The 14,265-nt window shown below is 37.4% G+C and carries 10 protein-coding genes; 8 read left to right on the top strand and 2 right to left on the bottom strand.

Annotated features, from left to right (window positions below; translation table 11 throughout):
• Positions 1-128: 128 nt before the first annotated feature.
• From JNUCC23_RS14380 to JNUCC23_RS14355, 6 genes are all read left to right on the top strand, one after another.
• Positions 129-1,148, top strand: a complete 1,020-nt coding sequence (locus JNUCC23_RS14380) for a zinc-binding alcohol dehydrogenase family protein (RefSeq protein WP_454212047.1) — start codon at positions 129-131, stop codon at positions 1,146-1,148.
• Positions 1,149-1,780: 632 nt separating this feature from the next.
• Positions 1,781-3,316, top strand: coding sequence for a gluconokinase (gene gntK, locus JNUCC23_RS14375; protein WP_403072052.1), 1,536 nt, complete (start codon positions 1,781-1,783; stop codon positions 3,314-3,316).
• A 48-nt stretch (positions 3,317-3,364) separates the two neighbouring features.
• Complete coding sequence (locus JNUCC23_RS14370; protein WP_403070150.1) at positions 3,365-4,714, top strand: gluconate:H+ symporter; 1,350 nt, start codon at positions 3,365-3,367, stop codon at positions 4,712-4,714.
• A gap of 742 nt (positions 4,715-5,456) precedes the next feature.
• Positions 5,457-6,143 (top strand): GntR family transcriptional regulator, encoded by a 687-nt coding sequence (locus JNUCC23_RS14365; RefSeq protein ID WP_403070156.1) that lies wholly within the window; start codon positions 5,457-5,459, stop codon positions 6,141-6,143.
• Positions 6,144-6,305: 162 nt separating this feature from the next.
• Entirely contained in the window at positions 6,306-7,322 is a 1,017-nt protein-coding gene (locus JNUCC23_RS14360) for a zinc-dependent alcohol dehydrogenase (RefSeq protein ID WP_403070159.1), read from the top strand.
• Between the two features lie 18 nt (positions 7,323-7,340).
• The gene (locus JNUCC23_RS14355; RefSeq protein ID WP_403070162.1) at positions 7,341-8,090 is read left to right on the top strand and encodes an SDR family oxidoreductase; all 750 of its coding nucleotides are present in this window, start codon (positions 7,341-7,343) and stop codon (positions 8,088-8,090) included.
• 908 nt (positions 8,091-8,998) lie between these two features.
• Here JNUCC23_RS14355 and JNUCC23_RS14350 read toward each other — a convergent pair.
• A complete protein-coding gene (locus JNUCC23_RS14350; RefSeq protein WP_062178093.1) occupies positions 8,999-9,409 on the bottom strand; it encodes a rhodanese-like domain-containing protein in 411 nt (136 codons plus the stop codon).
• 355 nt (positions 9,410-9,764) lie between these two features.
• Between JNUCC23_RS14350 and JNUCC23_RS14345 the strand changes: the two genes are divergently transcribed.
• Complete coding sequence (locus JNUCC23_RS14345; RefSeq protein WP_454212043.1) at positions 9,765-10,601, top strand: lipoate--protein ligase family protein; 837 nt, start codon at positions 9,765-9,767, stop codon at positions 10,599-10,601.
• A gap of 304 nt (positions 10,602-10,905) precedes the next feature.
• Here the strand turns inward: JNUCC23_RS14345 and JNUCC23_RS14340 are convergent, their stop codons facing one another.
• Positions 10,906-12,567 (bottom strand): glycosyltransferase family 2 protein, encoded by a 1,662-nt coding sequence (locus JNUCC23_RS14340; RefSeq protein WP_454212041.1) that lies wholly within the window; start codon positions 12,565-12,567, stop codon positions 10,906-10,908.
• A 387-nt stretch (positions 12,568-12,954) separates the two neighbouring features.
• On the opposite strand from JNUCC23_RS14340, the gene JNUCC23_RS14335 reads away from it, so the two are divergent.
• Positions 12,955-14,199 (top strand): MFS transporter, encoded by a 1,245-nt coding sequence (locus JNUCC23_RS14335; protein WP_454212039.1) that lies wholly within the window; start codon positions 12,955-12,957, stop codon positions 14,197-14,199.
• The last annotated feature ends 66 nt before the right edge of the window (positions 14,200-14,265 follow it).

Below are 14,265 nucleotides of genomic sequence, written 5' to 3'. Positions count from 1 at the left end.
AAATGAAATGACTTTTGAAAGGGCTATCAACTTGAGAAGGAAATTTTAAGAGATCATTTCATATTTTTGTTCATACACGATAAATGTTTCTAGCAATTATAAAAAATTTTTTAGTAGGAGAGAAGATAATGAAAGCTGTTATGATTCCTGAAGCACATAAAATTGAAGTATTGGATGTACCTCAACCAGAAATTAAACAAGGCAATGAGGTCCTAGTGAAAATTAAAAGAGTAGGTATCTGTGGTTCAGATATGCATATTTACCACGGCACGAATCCTCTCGCTACATACCCACGGATTGTCGGGCATGAAGTGACTGGTGAAGTTATCGAAATTGGTTCTACTGTTAATGGATTAACAGTCGGTGACCATGTTGTCATTGAACCAATTAGCTATTGTGGTACATGTTATGCATGTAGAAGTGGAAGACCGAATGTATGTAAAGAGGTATCGGTTTTCGGTGTTCATGAAGATGGTGGTATGAGAGAAATTGTAGTCCTGCCAGAAAAACAATTACACAAAGTTGATCCAGAAATTAGCTGGGATGAAGCAGTAATGGCTGAACCATATACAATTGGCGCCCAAGCTACATGGAGAGGGAATGTAAAAGAAGGAAATACTGTATTTATTCAAGGTGCAGGGCCAATCGGTATTTGTGTTTTAAAAATGGCTAAGCTAAATGGAGCAACCGTTATTATTTCAGATATTACGAATAATAGATTGGAATTTGCTAAAGAAAATGGTGCAGACTACACGATCAATCCTACTGAAGTCAACTTAGAAAGTAAAATCTATGAAATTACCAACAACGAAGGGGCAAATATTGTTATTGATGCAGTGGGTACACCACAAACATTTGAATTAAGTGTTAATGTAGCTTCTGCTGCTGGTAATGTGGTTACATTAGGTTTCAATGAGAAACCGTCTTCTATCGCTCTATTGCCGATTACGAAAAAAGAATTAACGATTACGGGTTCTAGACTTCAAACCAATCAATTTGGCAAAGTTGTACAATTGATCAATGAAAAGAAATTAACGCATGATGGTTTAATCACGCATAAATTTCATATCAGTGAAGCAAAAGAAGCATTTGAATTTGTAGAAAAAAACCCTGAGAAAGTTAGGAAAGCTGTCATTATTTTTGACTAAGAAATGAGGAAGGGTAACCTTCTCTAGCTGTCGAGAACCCCTCGGCAGCTTCTATTTTTTTACCTGTCGTTTATCACTGTACACATGTGAAAATATGCACAAGTGGAAGTAGTTTATCAAAGATCGATCCATACTTCGTTCAAGGTCTTTTAGAATATTGGTTGATTTTTACAGCTGATCCATTGCAAAAAAATTATGAAATAAAGGGTTTACATTAACAAAAATGTATTATAGTATACTTGTATACAAGTTAGTTTGAAAATGAAATCGTTTTAAAAGAGTTAACTGCCAAAAGTGGTAAAGCTTAATATTATTTCTAGTTACTTTGGTAGCGTCACCATATTTTAGAATAATGAAAATGATGTAGAGCAAGGATTACAGATCAAGTATTAATCGTTTATGTAATCAAACATAATAGATTACTAAACATGCGGTCAAAATGCCAGCTGGTACTGGCATGCATAAATCTATTAATGAGACGACGGTTTATTGATGAACTAAGAAGACTTTTATCAGGAAGCAATTATCAAAAAAATAGTGAATTAGTTATTCGAAAATTTCCACTTTACTAAAAATAATAAATCACAAGGATGTTAGGAAAGGCGAGAATAAAAATGGACAATAACAAGTATATGCTTGGTGTAGATGTAGGCACAACGAGTACGAAAGCAGTTTTGTTTCGTGAAACAGGTGAAATTATCGCTCAAGAAAACAATGGCTATCAATTATACACACCAAATGTTTCAACAGCAGAGCAAGATCCAGAAGAGATTTTTGATGCGGTCGTACGGTCTATTCGGAATGTCATGCAGAAATCAAAAATTGATCCTAAAGATTTATCATTTCTTTCTTTTAGTACTGCTATGCATGGGGTTATCGCGATGGACGAATTTGATAAACCTTTAACACGTTGCATAACATGGGCAGATAATCAAAGTGAAGAGTGGGCAAAGAAAATAAAACGTGAACTTAACGGTCATGAAATTTATTTGCGAACTGGGACACCGATTCATCCAATGTCTCCTTTGAGTAAAATTGCCTGGTTAACACATGATCGTCCGGAAATTGCAAGCAAAACAAAAAAATACATAGGGATTAAAGAATACTTATTTCACAAGTTTTTCGGCGAATATGTAGTCGATCATTCGCTTGCTTCATCAATGGGATTATTAAATCTTAAAAAACTAGACTGGGATGAAGAAGCGTTAGAAGTAGCGGGGATTACAGCTGATAAATTATCAACTCTCGTTTCCACTACTAAAGTTATGACTGGTTGTTATCAAAATCTAGCTCAAGAGTTGGGTATTTTAGAAACGACACCTTTTGTTCTCGGAGCAAGTGATGGCGTTTTATCTAATATTGGTGTTAATGCAATAAAAGGGGGTGAAGTAGCAATAACCATTGGAACGAGTGGGGCAATTCGTACGGTGATTCCGAAACCACAGACCGATCCAAAAGGCCGAATTTTTTGCTATGCTTTAACTGAAAACCACTGGGTAATTGGTGGTCCAGTCAATAACGGCGGGATGATCTTACGTTGGATAAGAGATGAATTTGCTGCAAGTGAAGTTGAAACGGCGAAACGATTAGGGATTGACCCATATGAAGTACTTACACGTATTGCAAGTCGAGTTAGACCTGGAGCCAATGGTCTTTTATTTCATCCGTTTTTATCGGGGGAACGGGCACCATTATGGAATTCAGATGTTCGTGGTTCCTTCTTCGGATTAACTTTAAGTCATAAAAAGGAACATATGGTTAGAGCAGCTCTAGAAGGCGTTATTTTTAATCTCTATTCTGTATATTTAGCTTTAGTAGAGGCAATGGATGAGCCTGTTACAAGTATTAAAGCAACAGGCGGATTTGCCAGATCAGATGTTTGGCGTCAAATGATGGCTGATATTTTTGATCAAAAAGTTATCATACCAGAAAGTTATGAGTCTTCTTGTTTAGGTGCTTGTATCTTAGGTTTATATGGACTTGGTAAAATTGAAGATTTTGATGTGGTCGAACAATTAATTGGACAAACACATGAACATAAACCTAATCCTGATCATGTGAAGGAATACCGTAAATTAATGCCTATTTTTATTAATGTTGCTCGTACATTAGAAAAAGAATATGAGCAAATCGCAATGTATCAAAGAAACATAGACGGAGAGTTTTAATAAGTCTTGTATTAGTAAAAATAACATAGTTAGTAGGGAGAAAGAGTTATGCCATTAGTCATTGTCGCATTGGGGATTATTGTTTTACTAGTATTAATCATGAAATTTAATATGAATACATTTATTTCATTAGTTGTTGTTTCATTCTTGATTGCTTTAGCTTTAGGTATGCCAATCAGTGAGATTGTTGCATCCGTTCAACACGGGTTGGGGAACACTCTAGGTGGTATCGCCTTAGTCTTTGGGCTAGGAGCGATCCTTGGTAAATTCATTGCAGATGCTGGGGGAGCCCAACGTATTGCCATGACATTAATTGATAAGTTTGGTGAGAAGAAAATTCAATGGGCTGTTGTAGCAGCTGGATTCATTCTAGGTATTGCCTTGTTCTTTGAAGTAGGTCTCGTCTTATTAATTCCAATTGTTTATCAAATTTCGAAACATTTGAAAATATCGTTTTTATGGTTAGGTATGCCAATGGCGACTGCATTATCAGTTACCCATGCATTCTTACCACCACACCCAGGTCCGACTGTTATTGCTCAAGAATTTGGAGCGAACGTAGGTCTAGTATTAGTTTACGGTCTCATTATTGCGGTTCCAACAGTAATTATTGCGGGTCCTCTATTTACGAAATTTGCAAGAAAATTTGCACCATCGGCTTTTGAAAAAGAACCGATGGGAAGTATGGCTTCCATAGGTAACGCAAAACAATTTAAAATAGAAGATACACCAGGGTTTGGTATCAGTGCTTTCACAGCGTTATTCCCAGTTATTTTAATGGCATTTTCAACAATCGTTACTTTATTTCAAGATGCGTTGAATTTACCAACATTATTTATTGACATTGTGAAAATGATTGGTGCACCAACTACAGTTATGTTGCTTTCTGTATTACTTGCAATGTATACGATGGGTGTAGCACGAAAAATTTCAATGAAACAACTGATGCAATCTGCAGAAGCTTCGATTGCATCCATCGGTATGATGTTGCTCATTCTAGGTGCCGGTGGTTCCCTTAAGCAAGTATTAATCGATGGCGGTGTTGGTGATTATGTAGCAGTTCTTTTTGAAGGTAGTACAATATCACCACTCATTTTAACTTGGCTGATCGCTGCTGTAATCAGACTTGCTCAAGGTTCTGCAACAGTGGCTGCGTTAACAACAGTTGGTTTAGTTATTCCAATGATGACCGGAACAGATGTCAATATGGAATTAATGGTATTAGCAACAGGTGCAGGTAGTATCATTGCATCACACGTAAATGATACTGGTTTCTGGATTGTTAAGGAGTCCTTTGGCTTAACAATGAAAGAGACATTCGCTACTTGGACAGTACTTGAAACACTAATTTCTGTATGTGGTCTTGCGTTTGTTTTAGTTCTTAGTTTATTTGTTTAAGGTAAGACGTCCTTTTTTACAAAGTGTAATCGGTTTATTGGGCAAAAAGGATAGCGCTTAAATTAGCGAATAGTAGGAATAGTGACGACTCTTATCATGTAATCATGAATGGTATGTGAAATAGTATTCTGGATGACTGTTTACGCACAGTTTCATGAAGGTACAGTGGGGAGTACCTACATATGAAAAGGTAAACGGAGAAGGTCGTTTCAAACAGTGGAAACAAAAGTGGATGGAATTTTGTTCGATGATGAATAAAGGAATTAGATATGTAGTACTAGTTGTTTAAAAGTGAGAAACGAATATGTTCATAAACTTCATCAGTTGAAAAAGGGTTTTAGGGTCAGACCACATATCTACTATACTATCGTTTAATGAAGTGTCGTTAACACGATAAACGGTATATAGAGTGTGGGGTCTGACCTTTTTTCTGTGGAAAAGGGGCGGGGCTCCGCAAAATCAGCTCCGCACCACCGTGATACAGTTTGAGACCCTGAACCTTTTTCAACGTAGGGTTTGGAGCAGACGCTCATGGTTGTTTTCTATAAAATATTTCATTCTCTTGATAGAATTAGACAAGTCTGGCTGACTTCTAGTGCCAAATCGTTTTGCGAATCGATTGTATAATTCAGAAAATAGTTAAAAATCAAAATGAAACTGTTTACAATTGTCAATGTTTATAATAAAATGTACTTGTATACAAGTACACAACTTATTTTCGTAGGAGAGTGATCTATATATAATGAATTATCCTACATCTTGGTTAACGGGCGTGTCGATTGGCGAGAAGATAGCCTGTGAAGTACGACTAAAAATTATTAGGGGTGATATTGCTGTAGGATCAGTTTTGTCTGAAAATCACTTGGCACAAGAATTTAGTGCTAGTCGCTCACCAGTGAGAGACGCATTACGCGTACTTGCGAATGAAGGTCTGATCCGCTTGGAAAGAATGGGGGCAGTTGTATTAGGCTTAAGTAAAAAGGATATGGAAGAGTTGTATGATGTTCGGATTTTAATTGAGACATATTTACTTAAAGCTTTAAGTAAAACAGATCCAACGAATTTAAGTCTGGAACTAACAAAAGTGATAGACAAGATGACTTTGGCGATGGAACATCGAAATTCGATTGACTTTTCTTATCAGGACTTATTTTTTCATGAATTAATCGTCATTGAATCGAAGCATAAACGATTATTGAGAGTCTGGTATAGTTTAAAGCCAGTAGTTTTGACAGCGCTACTCGTTGCGACAACAAAGCGATTTGAAAAGGATTTTGATGAGATCCAACTATTAATAGACAAACATAGATTAATGATCGATGCGCTCCTTTCACAGGATGATCATCTAATCGAACAGACATTACTCGAACATTTCCAGGATACGAGAACAACGGTCTATGATTCTTTAATGAAAGATGATTTACAATAATAAAAAACACCTTGAGCATCTGATCTAAAGCCCAACGGTGAAAAAAGTACAGGTTCTAAAAATTGCATCACCTTATGAAGGTGGTGGTGCGGAGCTGATTTTGCGAAGCCCCGCCCCTTTCCACAGAAAATAAAAACGCTTAATAGGGGAGAGTCGGTTAGTATGAAAGCTGGTTTGTATCTATCTGAAAAAAAAGTAAGCATTGGAGAATTAGCGAAACCTGTTATTAAGGAAAATGAAGCTCTTATTAAAGTAGCTTATGCTGGTATTTGTGGAACCGATATGATGATTTATTCAGGTAAACACCCACGGGCAAAAGCTCCACTGGCAATGGGGCATGAATTTAGTGGAATGATCGAAGAGATCAATGGCGAAACTCCGTTTAATATCGGTGATCGCGTTGTCATCGAACCGACGATCAGCTGTGGGAAATGTGACGCTTGTTTATCAGGGAATTCACATGTTTGTAGAACGTTACAATTAATCGGGATTGATTCACATGGAGGGTTTGCCGAATACGTGGCTGTACCGCTACACCGTTTACATAAAGTACCGAATTCGTTATCCGATATACATGCGGCATTAGCAGAACCAGTTGCAGTAGGCATCCATACTGTCCGACGTTCTAACGTTAAAGTGGGGGATACTGTTGTTGTATTAGGGGCAGGTCCGATTGGCTTATTAATTGCCTTAACGGCAAAATTGGCTGGAGCGGGTAAAATATTTATTTCTGATATTAGTCCATACCGATTAGGTAAGGCCGAAGAAATGGGATTTATCGCTCTTGACGGTAAAAAAGTAGATGTAGTCGAGCACGTGAAAGAGGCTACGAATGGTGTAGGTGCAGATGTTGTTTTTGAAGTGGCCGGCACAAGAGTAACGGTTGAACAAATGCTTCATGTTTGTCGTACACAAGGACAAATTGTCGTCGTAAGTGTCTTTAAACAACCACCAACAGTTGATCTAGCAGCTATGCATTTCCGCGAATTATCTTTGACAACGACTAGATGTTACAGTTCAGCAGATTTTGCCATGGCGGTCAGTATGATGGCAAGTGGCCAAATTGATGTAACACCGCTGATTTCACACGAACTGCCATTAGAGGAAATTGAAAAAGGGTTTGAATTAATGACTAACCCAGAAGATTCATTAAAAGTATTATTTCGACCACATGCATAATAATGGAGGGAAAAGAACATGTTTCGATTAGATGGTAAAGTTGCCGCGATTACAGGTGCCACAAGAGGGATAGGTAGAAAAATGGCTTTAGCTTTAGCAGAAGCAGGAGCTACAGTAGCCTTACTTCAAAGGAATACGAGTGATGATACTGTACAAAAAGAGATTGAAGCATTGGGACAAAAAAGTGTCATCATCCCGTGTGATTTGGGAAATCAGGCACAAGTGAAAGCGGCGATTCCGACTGTTGTCAAGGAACTTGGTCAAATTGATATTCTAGTCAATAATGCAGGTATTCAACGAAGATCTCCTTCTGTTTCATTCTCTGAAACGGATTGGGATGACGTAATCAATGTGAATTTAAAATGTGTCTGGCTGTTATGTCAGGAAGCCGGTAAATTCATGGTACCTCAAGGTAAAGGGAAGATTATTAATATGGCTTCTTTATTATCCTTTCAAGGAGGTTTAACCGTTCCTGCCTATGCCGCAGCGAAAGGCGGAGTAGCACAATTAACGAAAGCATTAGCCAATGAATGGGCGAAAGAAAATGTAAATGTCAATGCCATTGTTCCTGGCTATATTGCGACAGATATGAATGAAGCATTATTACAAGATGAAACAAGAAATCGCCAAATTCTAGAGCGAATTCCAGCAGGTCGATGGGGACAGGCAGAGGATTTTATGGGATCTGTAGTCTTCTTGGCATCTGATGCATCGAATTACATTCACGGTCATTTATTAGTAGTTGATGGCGGTTGGATGGGAAGATAAAGTGAAACTTCCGTTAGCGATGGGCTTTCGCTAACGGTTAGTTGAACCAATCGGGCATTTACGGACAGTGTTATTATTCAAATTCTTCAATTTTTTCTATATAAAATCTTAAAATGAAGGTTTTACTGTCCGTTAATGCGGGATAAGTTGAGATACGTAAAGTGAAAAGTGGTTGTGATGTTGTTTCGATAATTATCTTTACTTTCGTTGTCTAATCTATCAACTTCAGGTAAGAGCACCTCTTACTCAAGGAATGTGAAGGGAGGGGGTGAGTGGCCTTTTTGTATAGAGAAACACTTGTTCTCGTGATACAATATTCCTGAACAGATTGTTCATTAATAACTGAACATATGAGGTTAGTACGAGAAAGGCTTTGTACCGTAAAATGTTCAAGGTAAAACTAACAGCCAAGGCACACAATGGTGTGAACCCAATAAGCTGAAAAAAGAAGTCCCAACGGCAAGACCAATGGGATAGAGGGGTTGGGTGTTTCTAGCACACCACTGTGCCAACGCAACGTACGTTAAGCGTTCAGAAATGTTCGATACGTTAGAAACCCCCACTTCAAATTTTATTAGAAAATGAAGTGGCGGGAGTATTCATCCTATTGGCCTTACCTCAATAAAGCATAATATAAAGTTGAATTGAAAGGGATGTCTTAACGAAACCACAAGTGAAAACTGAACTACCATCAGGAAAAAAGGGGGAGGATTTAATAAAAATCCTCCCCCTTTTTTTCTTGCCTCGCTCTTTACAAAACCATTTTAATAAACCAGCTAAAGTTCAAATTGAAAGGTGAATTGCCGATAGTTATTTGTTAAATCCCCCTCATATCTACTCGAAATGTCATAACATCAGGAATACATCAGTTTTCCTAATTAAAAAAAGAACCCATACAAGATGGATTCTTATTTGCCTGTTCTAATTTTTCCAGTCCACTGTTTAAATCCGCCTTTTAATTGGTAGATGTCCGTGTACCCTTTTTTGCGTAATATTTGAGCAGCTTTTCCGCTACGCATACTGTTTTGGCAGTATAAATAAATAGGCTTGTCTTTACGTAATTCTGTAAGGCGTGTCTTAACTTGTGTTAAAGGGATGTTTCTTGCACCTAGTATATGACCGCCCTCGTATTCATTCGGTTCGCGAACGTCAAAAAGTTGTGCTTTACGATATCCTTCAATAAATTCTTCCTGGCTAAGCGGTTTAACTGCACGACGCTGACTGAAAAAATTGAAAAGTGCGTAAGCAAGAAGTGCAATAAGTATAACGAGTGATATAATCCAACTCACGGTAAAACTCCTTTCTAGACTAAGCAACATATAGAGGTTATTCAAAAAGTCCGGTAAAAAAGCTTGCGAATTGCTTCAAAGCTCTGTCTCTCCAGTCCTTACGTAGTACTGTATACGCGCAGGTCCTCTCGAGATGCGCTCCTCGAACTTCTCGGCTCTTTTTATTCTCCTTTTTGAACACGCACATATAGACATTACTTATTATATAATTGAAACGAGACTTAATCAAAAGATTTTTCCTGAAATGGCAGGAATGTTTGTTAAAGTTGAATTTCTTTTGATATTTGGTAAATGTTGATACAATTATACGGTATGGATGAGTATTCTATTTTACGTCTTTCCTATTATTCAATAGAGAATGACAGATGTACTATGGGAGGATTTTATGGGAAAGCAAACGTGGGCATTTATTGATTCAGGAAACAGCACACCAGCGTTTAATATGGCATTGGATGAAGCGTTGTTGAATTGGCATAGTAATGGGGAGATTCCACCAGTCGTAAGGTTTTACGGTTGGAATCCGGCAACTTTATCGATCGGCTATTTCCAAAGAGCGGAAAAAGAAATAAACATAGCAGAGGTAAAGAGACAAGGATTAGGCTTTATACGCAGGCCTACAGGGGGCAGGGCTGTTTTACACGAACATGAACTTACATATAGTGTAATTGTGAACGAAGAATATCCAGACATGCCCAAAAATGTGACAGAAGCATATCGAGTAATCTCAGAAGGGATTCTAATGGGTTTCAGAAATCTTGGGCTAGATGCCTATTTTGCCGTACCATCTACTGAAAAGGAAAAAGCAGCATTGAAGGAACCTAGAACTTCAGTTTGCTTTGATGCGCCAAGCTGGTATGAGCTTGTCGTTGAAGGCAGGAAAGTAGCGGGAAGTGCCCAGACGAGACAAAAGGGAGTCATCTTGCAGCACGGATCGATCTTGCTCGATATGGATGATGAGAAACTGTTTAGTCTTTTTAATTTTCCGAATGAACGAGTGAAGGAACGGATGATGAAAAGCTTTAAAAGTAAAGCTGTTGCCATCAATGACTTACACACAAGAAAAATAAGCTTAGATGAGGCAAAGGATGCTTTTCACCAAGGGTTTGCTACTGGTTTGAATATTAATCTTGAGCCTCTCATCCTGACAAAAGACCAAGAAAAAGAAGTAACTAACTTAGCGCAAGATAAATATGAAGCAGATGAATGGAACTTTATGAGATAAGATGAAACATCGGATTAAAAAATGGCCTATGGTTTTTCATCGGTTCACTTGCAATATTTTCAATCAATGACTTCTCCATAGGATTCACATTGATAATGTGGGTTTCCTATAACGAAAGGTCAGCCCCGCAACCATAATATACAGTTCACATTAAACGTAAGTACCACTATGAACTGTGTATAGAGTGCGTAGTCTGACCCTTTTGGTCTCTCATTATTTATTATCAGTTGTACGTGAACATGGGCCTACTTATTTGATCCAAATCTGTTCTAACTCTCAGGTGTTGAGCTTTTTTAGATTCTCATTATTGACTATAAAGTTCTTCGAAAGAATCGGCAAGAGCGTACCAATGCTGTGCTTTTATTTCATTTAATTGTTCCGTAAGTCTTATTGACAACATACTGTCGCTCACATGGAATTTTGTTAGTGGTTTACTATTTTTCAAGTTTTCGACTATCTTAAATAGCATCTTCTGGTAGGTTTCTTTAAATTCTCTATATTTTTGCGGGTGTTTTTCACATAATTCATTATATTGTGAGACCACATAATGAATTTGGACGAAATTAAGGGGCTTATGTTCTAATGCTAATGCTAGCACATCAAAGTTAGGGAATTTTTCCATGAATTTATATAAATTACCCATTGCCTCAGGAAAATTATTTGAAGATGTCGGGTGCTCCTGATGATAGCAAAATGTTGAAGGATCAATTATGAAGCGAGCACCATCTTTATAAAAACGATAGCCAAGTTCCCAATCCTCTGCCCCATAACCAAGAAATGATTCATCAAAATACCCAACTTTATCAAGCTGTTCTTTGCTGACTGATACATCACCTGTTAGAAAGGCAATATAAGGTAGTGTATAATCACTTAAATCCATCCCAAATTGATTTAATCCATTCGTTAGCACCTGAGTAAAATACCAGTTTGGAAAGGATAAATTTTTAAAGCGATTTTCATCAATGTCTTTTTTTGTGATAAGAGGGAATGACATGTTGGAAGTGTGATGATTTTTTTTATATTCCTTATAGGGAAAAATAAAATAAGGATCGCGTGGAACAAAGTCATCAATATGTTCCCATTGCTGCCTATTGAAGTTAGAAGTTAAAAAAGTATAGATCCCCCGATAGTGCATGGCACCAGTTACTACTACATTTTTATCATGTACGTGGTGTTTATAATGATTTTCAACGAAATCAGGTTCTGTTAGCATTTCTCCGTCGAGGAAGATAATGACTTCTCCCTCTGAAAGTTTGATCCCTAAGTTACGGGCACGCGATCTACCTTGATTTATGAAAGGTCGAACATATTTAAATTTAAAGGGAGGATCGAATTCTTTAGGAATTCTAGCCGTTTGGTCATTGGAACAATCGTCTATTAAGATTACCTCGAATTCAGAGAAATCAAAGGTTTGTTTTAACAAGCAATAAAGCGACAATGAAACATATTCATATTTATTAAATGAAGGCATAATAATACTTACTTTTATGTTATTCAGTTCTTTATTTTTGACAATTAATTCGTAGTTCTCAGTTTGCTGGCTATTATCTAGTGGCTCGATCTCAGTTTGCTGACTATTATCTAGCGGCTTGATCTCAGCTTGCTGGCTATTATCTAGTGGTTTGATCTCAGCTTGCTGGCTATTATCTAGTGGTTTGATCTCAGCTTGCTGGCTATTATCTAGTGGCTTGATCTCAGCTTGCTGGCTATTATCTAGTGGTTTGATCTCAGCTTGCTGGCTATTATCTAGTGGCTCGATCTCAATCTGCTGATTATTTTCTAGCGTCTCGATTTCAACTTGTTGTCTTTTTACTAACTGCTTGTTATCAACTATTTGTCTATATCCTAACGGCTTATATGCAACCTGTTGTTCTTTTATTAGCCTTGTGTTTCCAAGCGTTTGCTTTTTTACTACCTCATTGTGTATGAATATATTCTTATTTGTTTTTTTATTAGCATTCCCCATTTTTACTTTTTCCTCCACATCAACTGAATAATAATATAGAGTATGAATCATTTCTTATTTTGATATTGGACTCATTCATCAGTTTTACAAACTTTGACAAAAGTAATCAAGTCTTTGTACAAAAATATTTTAATTATGTTAGGCGATTTACTAAAGGAGAACCAGCTGTGCATAGCTAGGCGACATGTTACTAGTTTAAATAAGGTTCACTGTGAATTCATTCAGGAATCAGTTTTCGATATAATCTGTCAGATAATTTGTCTTTTTATGATCTAACAATGGAACTTCTTAAGCAGGTTTTTATTTTGTTTCTTTTTCCCATGAGACTCTTCTGAGATTTCGGACAGAATAGAAGTATTGTTTGCTTAGAAGAGGTGTCTTTAATTGATGGAAAACCAGGAGTTCAGTGATCATAAAGTTAGCACTTGGTGTATTGTTAGTATGGCATCGATTCCGCTTGTGATGACATTAGGAAACTCAATGCTCATTCCGGTGCTGCCCGTTTTTGAGGAAAAGGTAGGAATTACTTCGTTTCAATCGAGCATGATTATTACAAGTTATTCAGTTGCGTCGATTTTTCTTATTCCAGTTGCCGGTTATTTGTCTGATAAAATCGGCCGAAAAAAAGTGATAGTGCCAAGTTTGATTTTAGCGTTGATTGGCGGGCTGATTGCTGGTTTTGCTTCATGGAAATTGGAGAATCCATATATGGTGATCATTATCGGCCGGATCCTTCAAGGAATCGGTGCATCAGGCGCCATGCCGATTGTGCTGCCTTTAGTAGGGGATTTATATCAAGCAGATGATGAAAAAACTAGCTCCTGTTTAGGAATCATTGAAACCTCAAACACATTCGGAAAAGTACTAAGTCCGATATTAGGCTCACTATTTGCAGTTTTTCTGTGGTTTCTGCCTTTTTTCTCTATTTCCTTTTTTAGCTTCATTTCGATTGTGCTCGTTTTTTTCTTTATTAAGAGTCCAAAGGAGAAAAAAGAGCCAAGAAAATTTAAAGAGTTTATGCGAAAGACAAAGCAAACCTTTAAAATTGAAGGGAAATGGCTATGTACCATTTTTATCATTGGTGCGTTTGTTATGCTCGTTTTATTCGGTGTCTTATTCTTTCTTTCAGAAAATCTAGAAAAAATTCATCACATAAAAGGTGTGCGAAAAGGCTTCGTGTTAGCGATTCCACTTTCTCTACTTTGCATATCCTCATTTGTGACAGGAAGAGCAATCAAAGGGAATATTGCTATGATGCGGAAAATCGTAATGGTTAGTCTATTTCTCTTAGCTATTAGCGTCGTTTTTGTAGGCTATACACATGAAAAACTATTCTTGCTTCTCGTTATCACAAGTGTCTTAGGGGGAGCAATCGGAGCGATTCTTCCAGCACTGGATGCGATGATTACCGAAAATATTGCGAAAGATGAGCGAGGAACGATCTCGTCGTTCTATAGCTCCGCTCGCTTTATCGGAGTTGCGGCTGGCCCCCCGGTGATGTCATTGCTTATGAAGAATTATTTGAACATGACGTATATTGTTACAGGGGTCTTAAGTATTTGCATTCTTTTTTTAGTATTTAAGTTTATCAAGAGTAAACCAGAGAAAGAAATAGGACCTTCGGCAGTATAAAAGCGAGGTTTCCTGAAAAAGAATCTAATCCTTTCGTTGTGGGACAGCCTTTATTTTTTAATTATC

It is taken from the genome of Peribacillus sp. JNUCC 23, from assembly GCF_053653995.1.
The sequence above is the reverse complement of the archived record's forward strand: the minus strand, read 5'-3'. Positions and strand labels throughout refer to the sequence as shown.

Coding starts and splice junctions, on each gene's coding strand:
- JNUCC23_RS14380 (WP_454212047.1), top strand. CDS start 129: ATGAAAGCTGTTATGATTCCTGAAGCACATAAAATTGAAGTATTGGAT.
- gntK (WP_403072052.1), top strand. CDS start 1,781: ATGCTTGGTGTAGATGTAGGCACAACGAGTACGAAAGCAGTTTTGTTT.
- JNUCC23_RS14370 (WP_403070150.1), top strand. CDS start 3,365: ATGCCATTAGTCATTGTCGCATTGGGGATTATTGTTTTACTAGTATTA.
- JNUCC23_RS14365 (WP_403070156.1), top strand. CDS start 5,457: ATGAATTATCCTACATCTTGGTTAACGGGCGTGTCGATTGGCGAGAAG.
- JNUCC23_RS14360 (WP_403070159.1), top strand. CDS start 6,306: ATGAAAGCTGGTTTGTATCTATCTGAAAAAAAAGTAAGCATTGGAGAA.
- JNUCC23_RS14355 (WP_403070162.1), top strand. CDS start 7,341: ATGTTTCGATTAGATGGTAAAGTTGCCGCGATTACAGGTGCCACAAGA.
- JNUCC23_RS14350 (WP_062178093.1), bottom strand. CDS start 9,409: ATGTTGCTTAGTCTAGAAAGGAGTTTTACCGTGAGTTGGATTATATCA.
- JNUCC23_RS14345 (WP_454212043.1), top strand. CDS start 9,765: ATGGGAAAGCAAACGTGGGCATTTATTGATTCAGGAAACAGCACACCA.
- JNUCC23_RS14340 (WP_454212041.1), bottom strand. CDS start 12,567: ATGGGGAATGCTAATAAAAAAACAAATAAGAATATATTCATACACAAT.
- JNUCC23_RS14335 (WP_454212039.1), top strand. CDS start 12,955: ATGGAAAACCAGGAGTTCAGTGATCATAAAGTTAGCACTTGGTGTATT.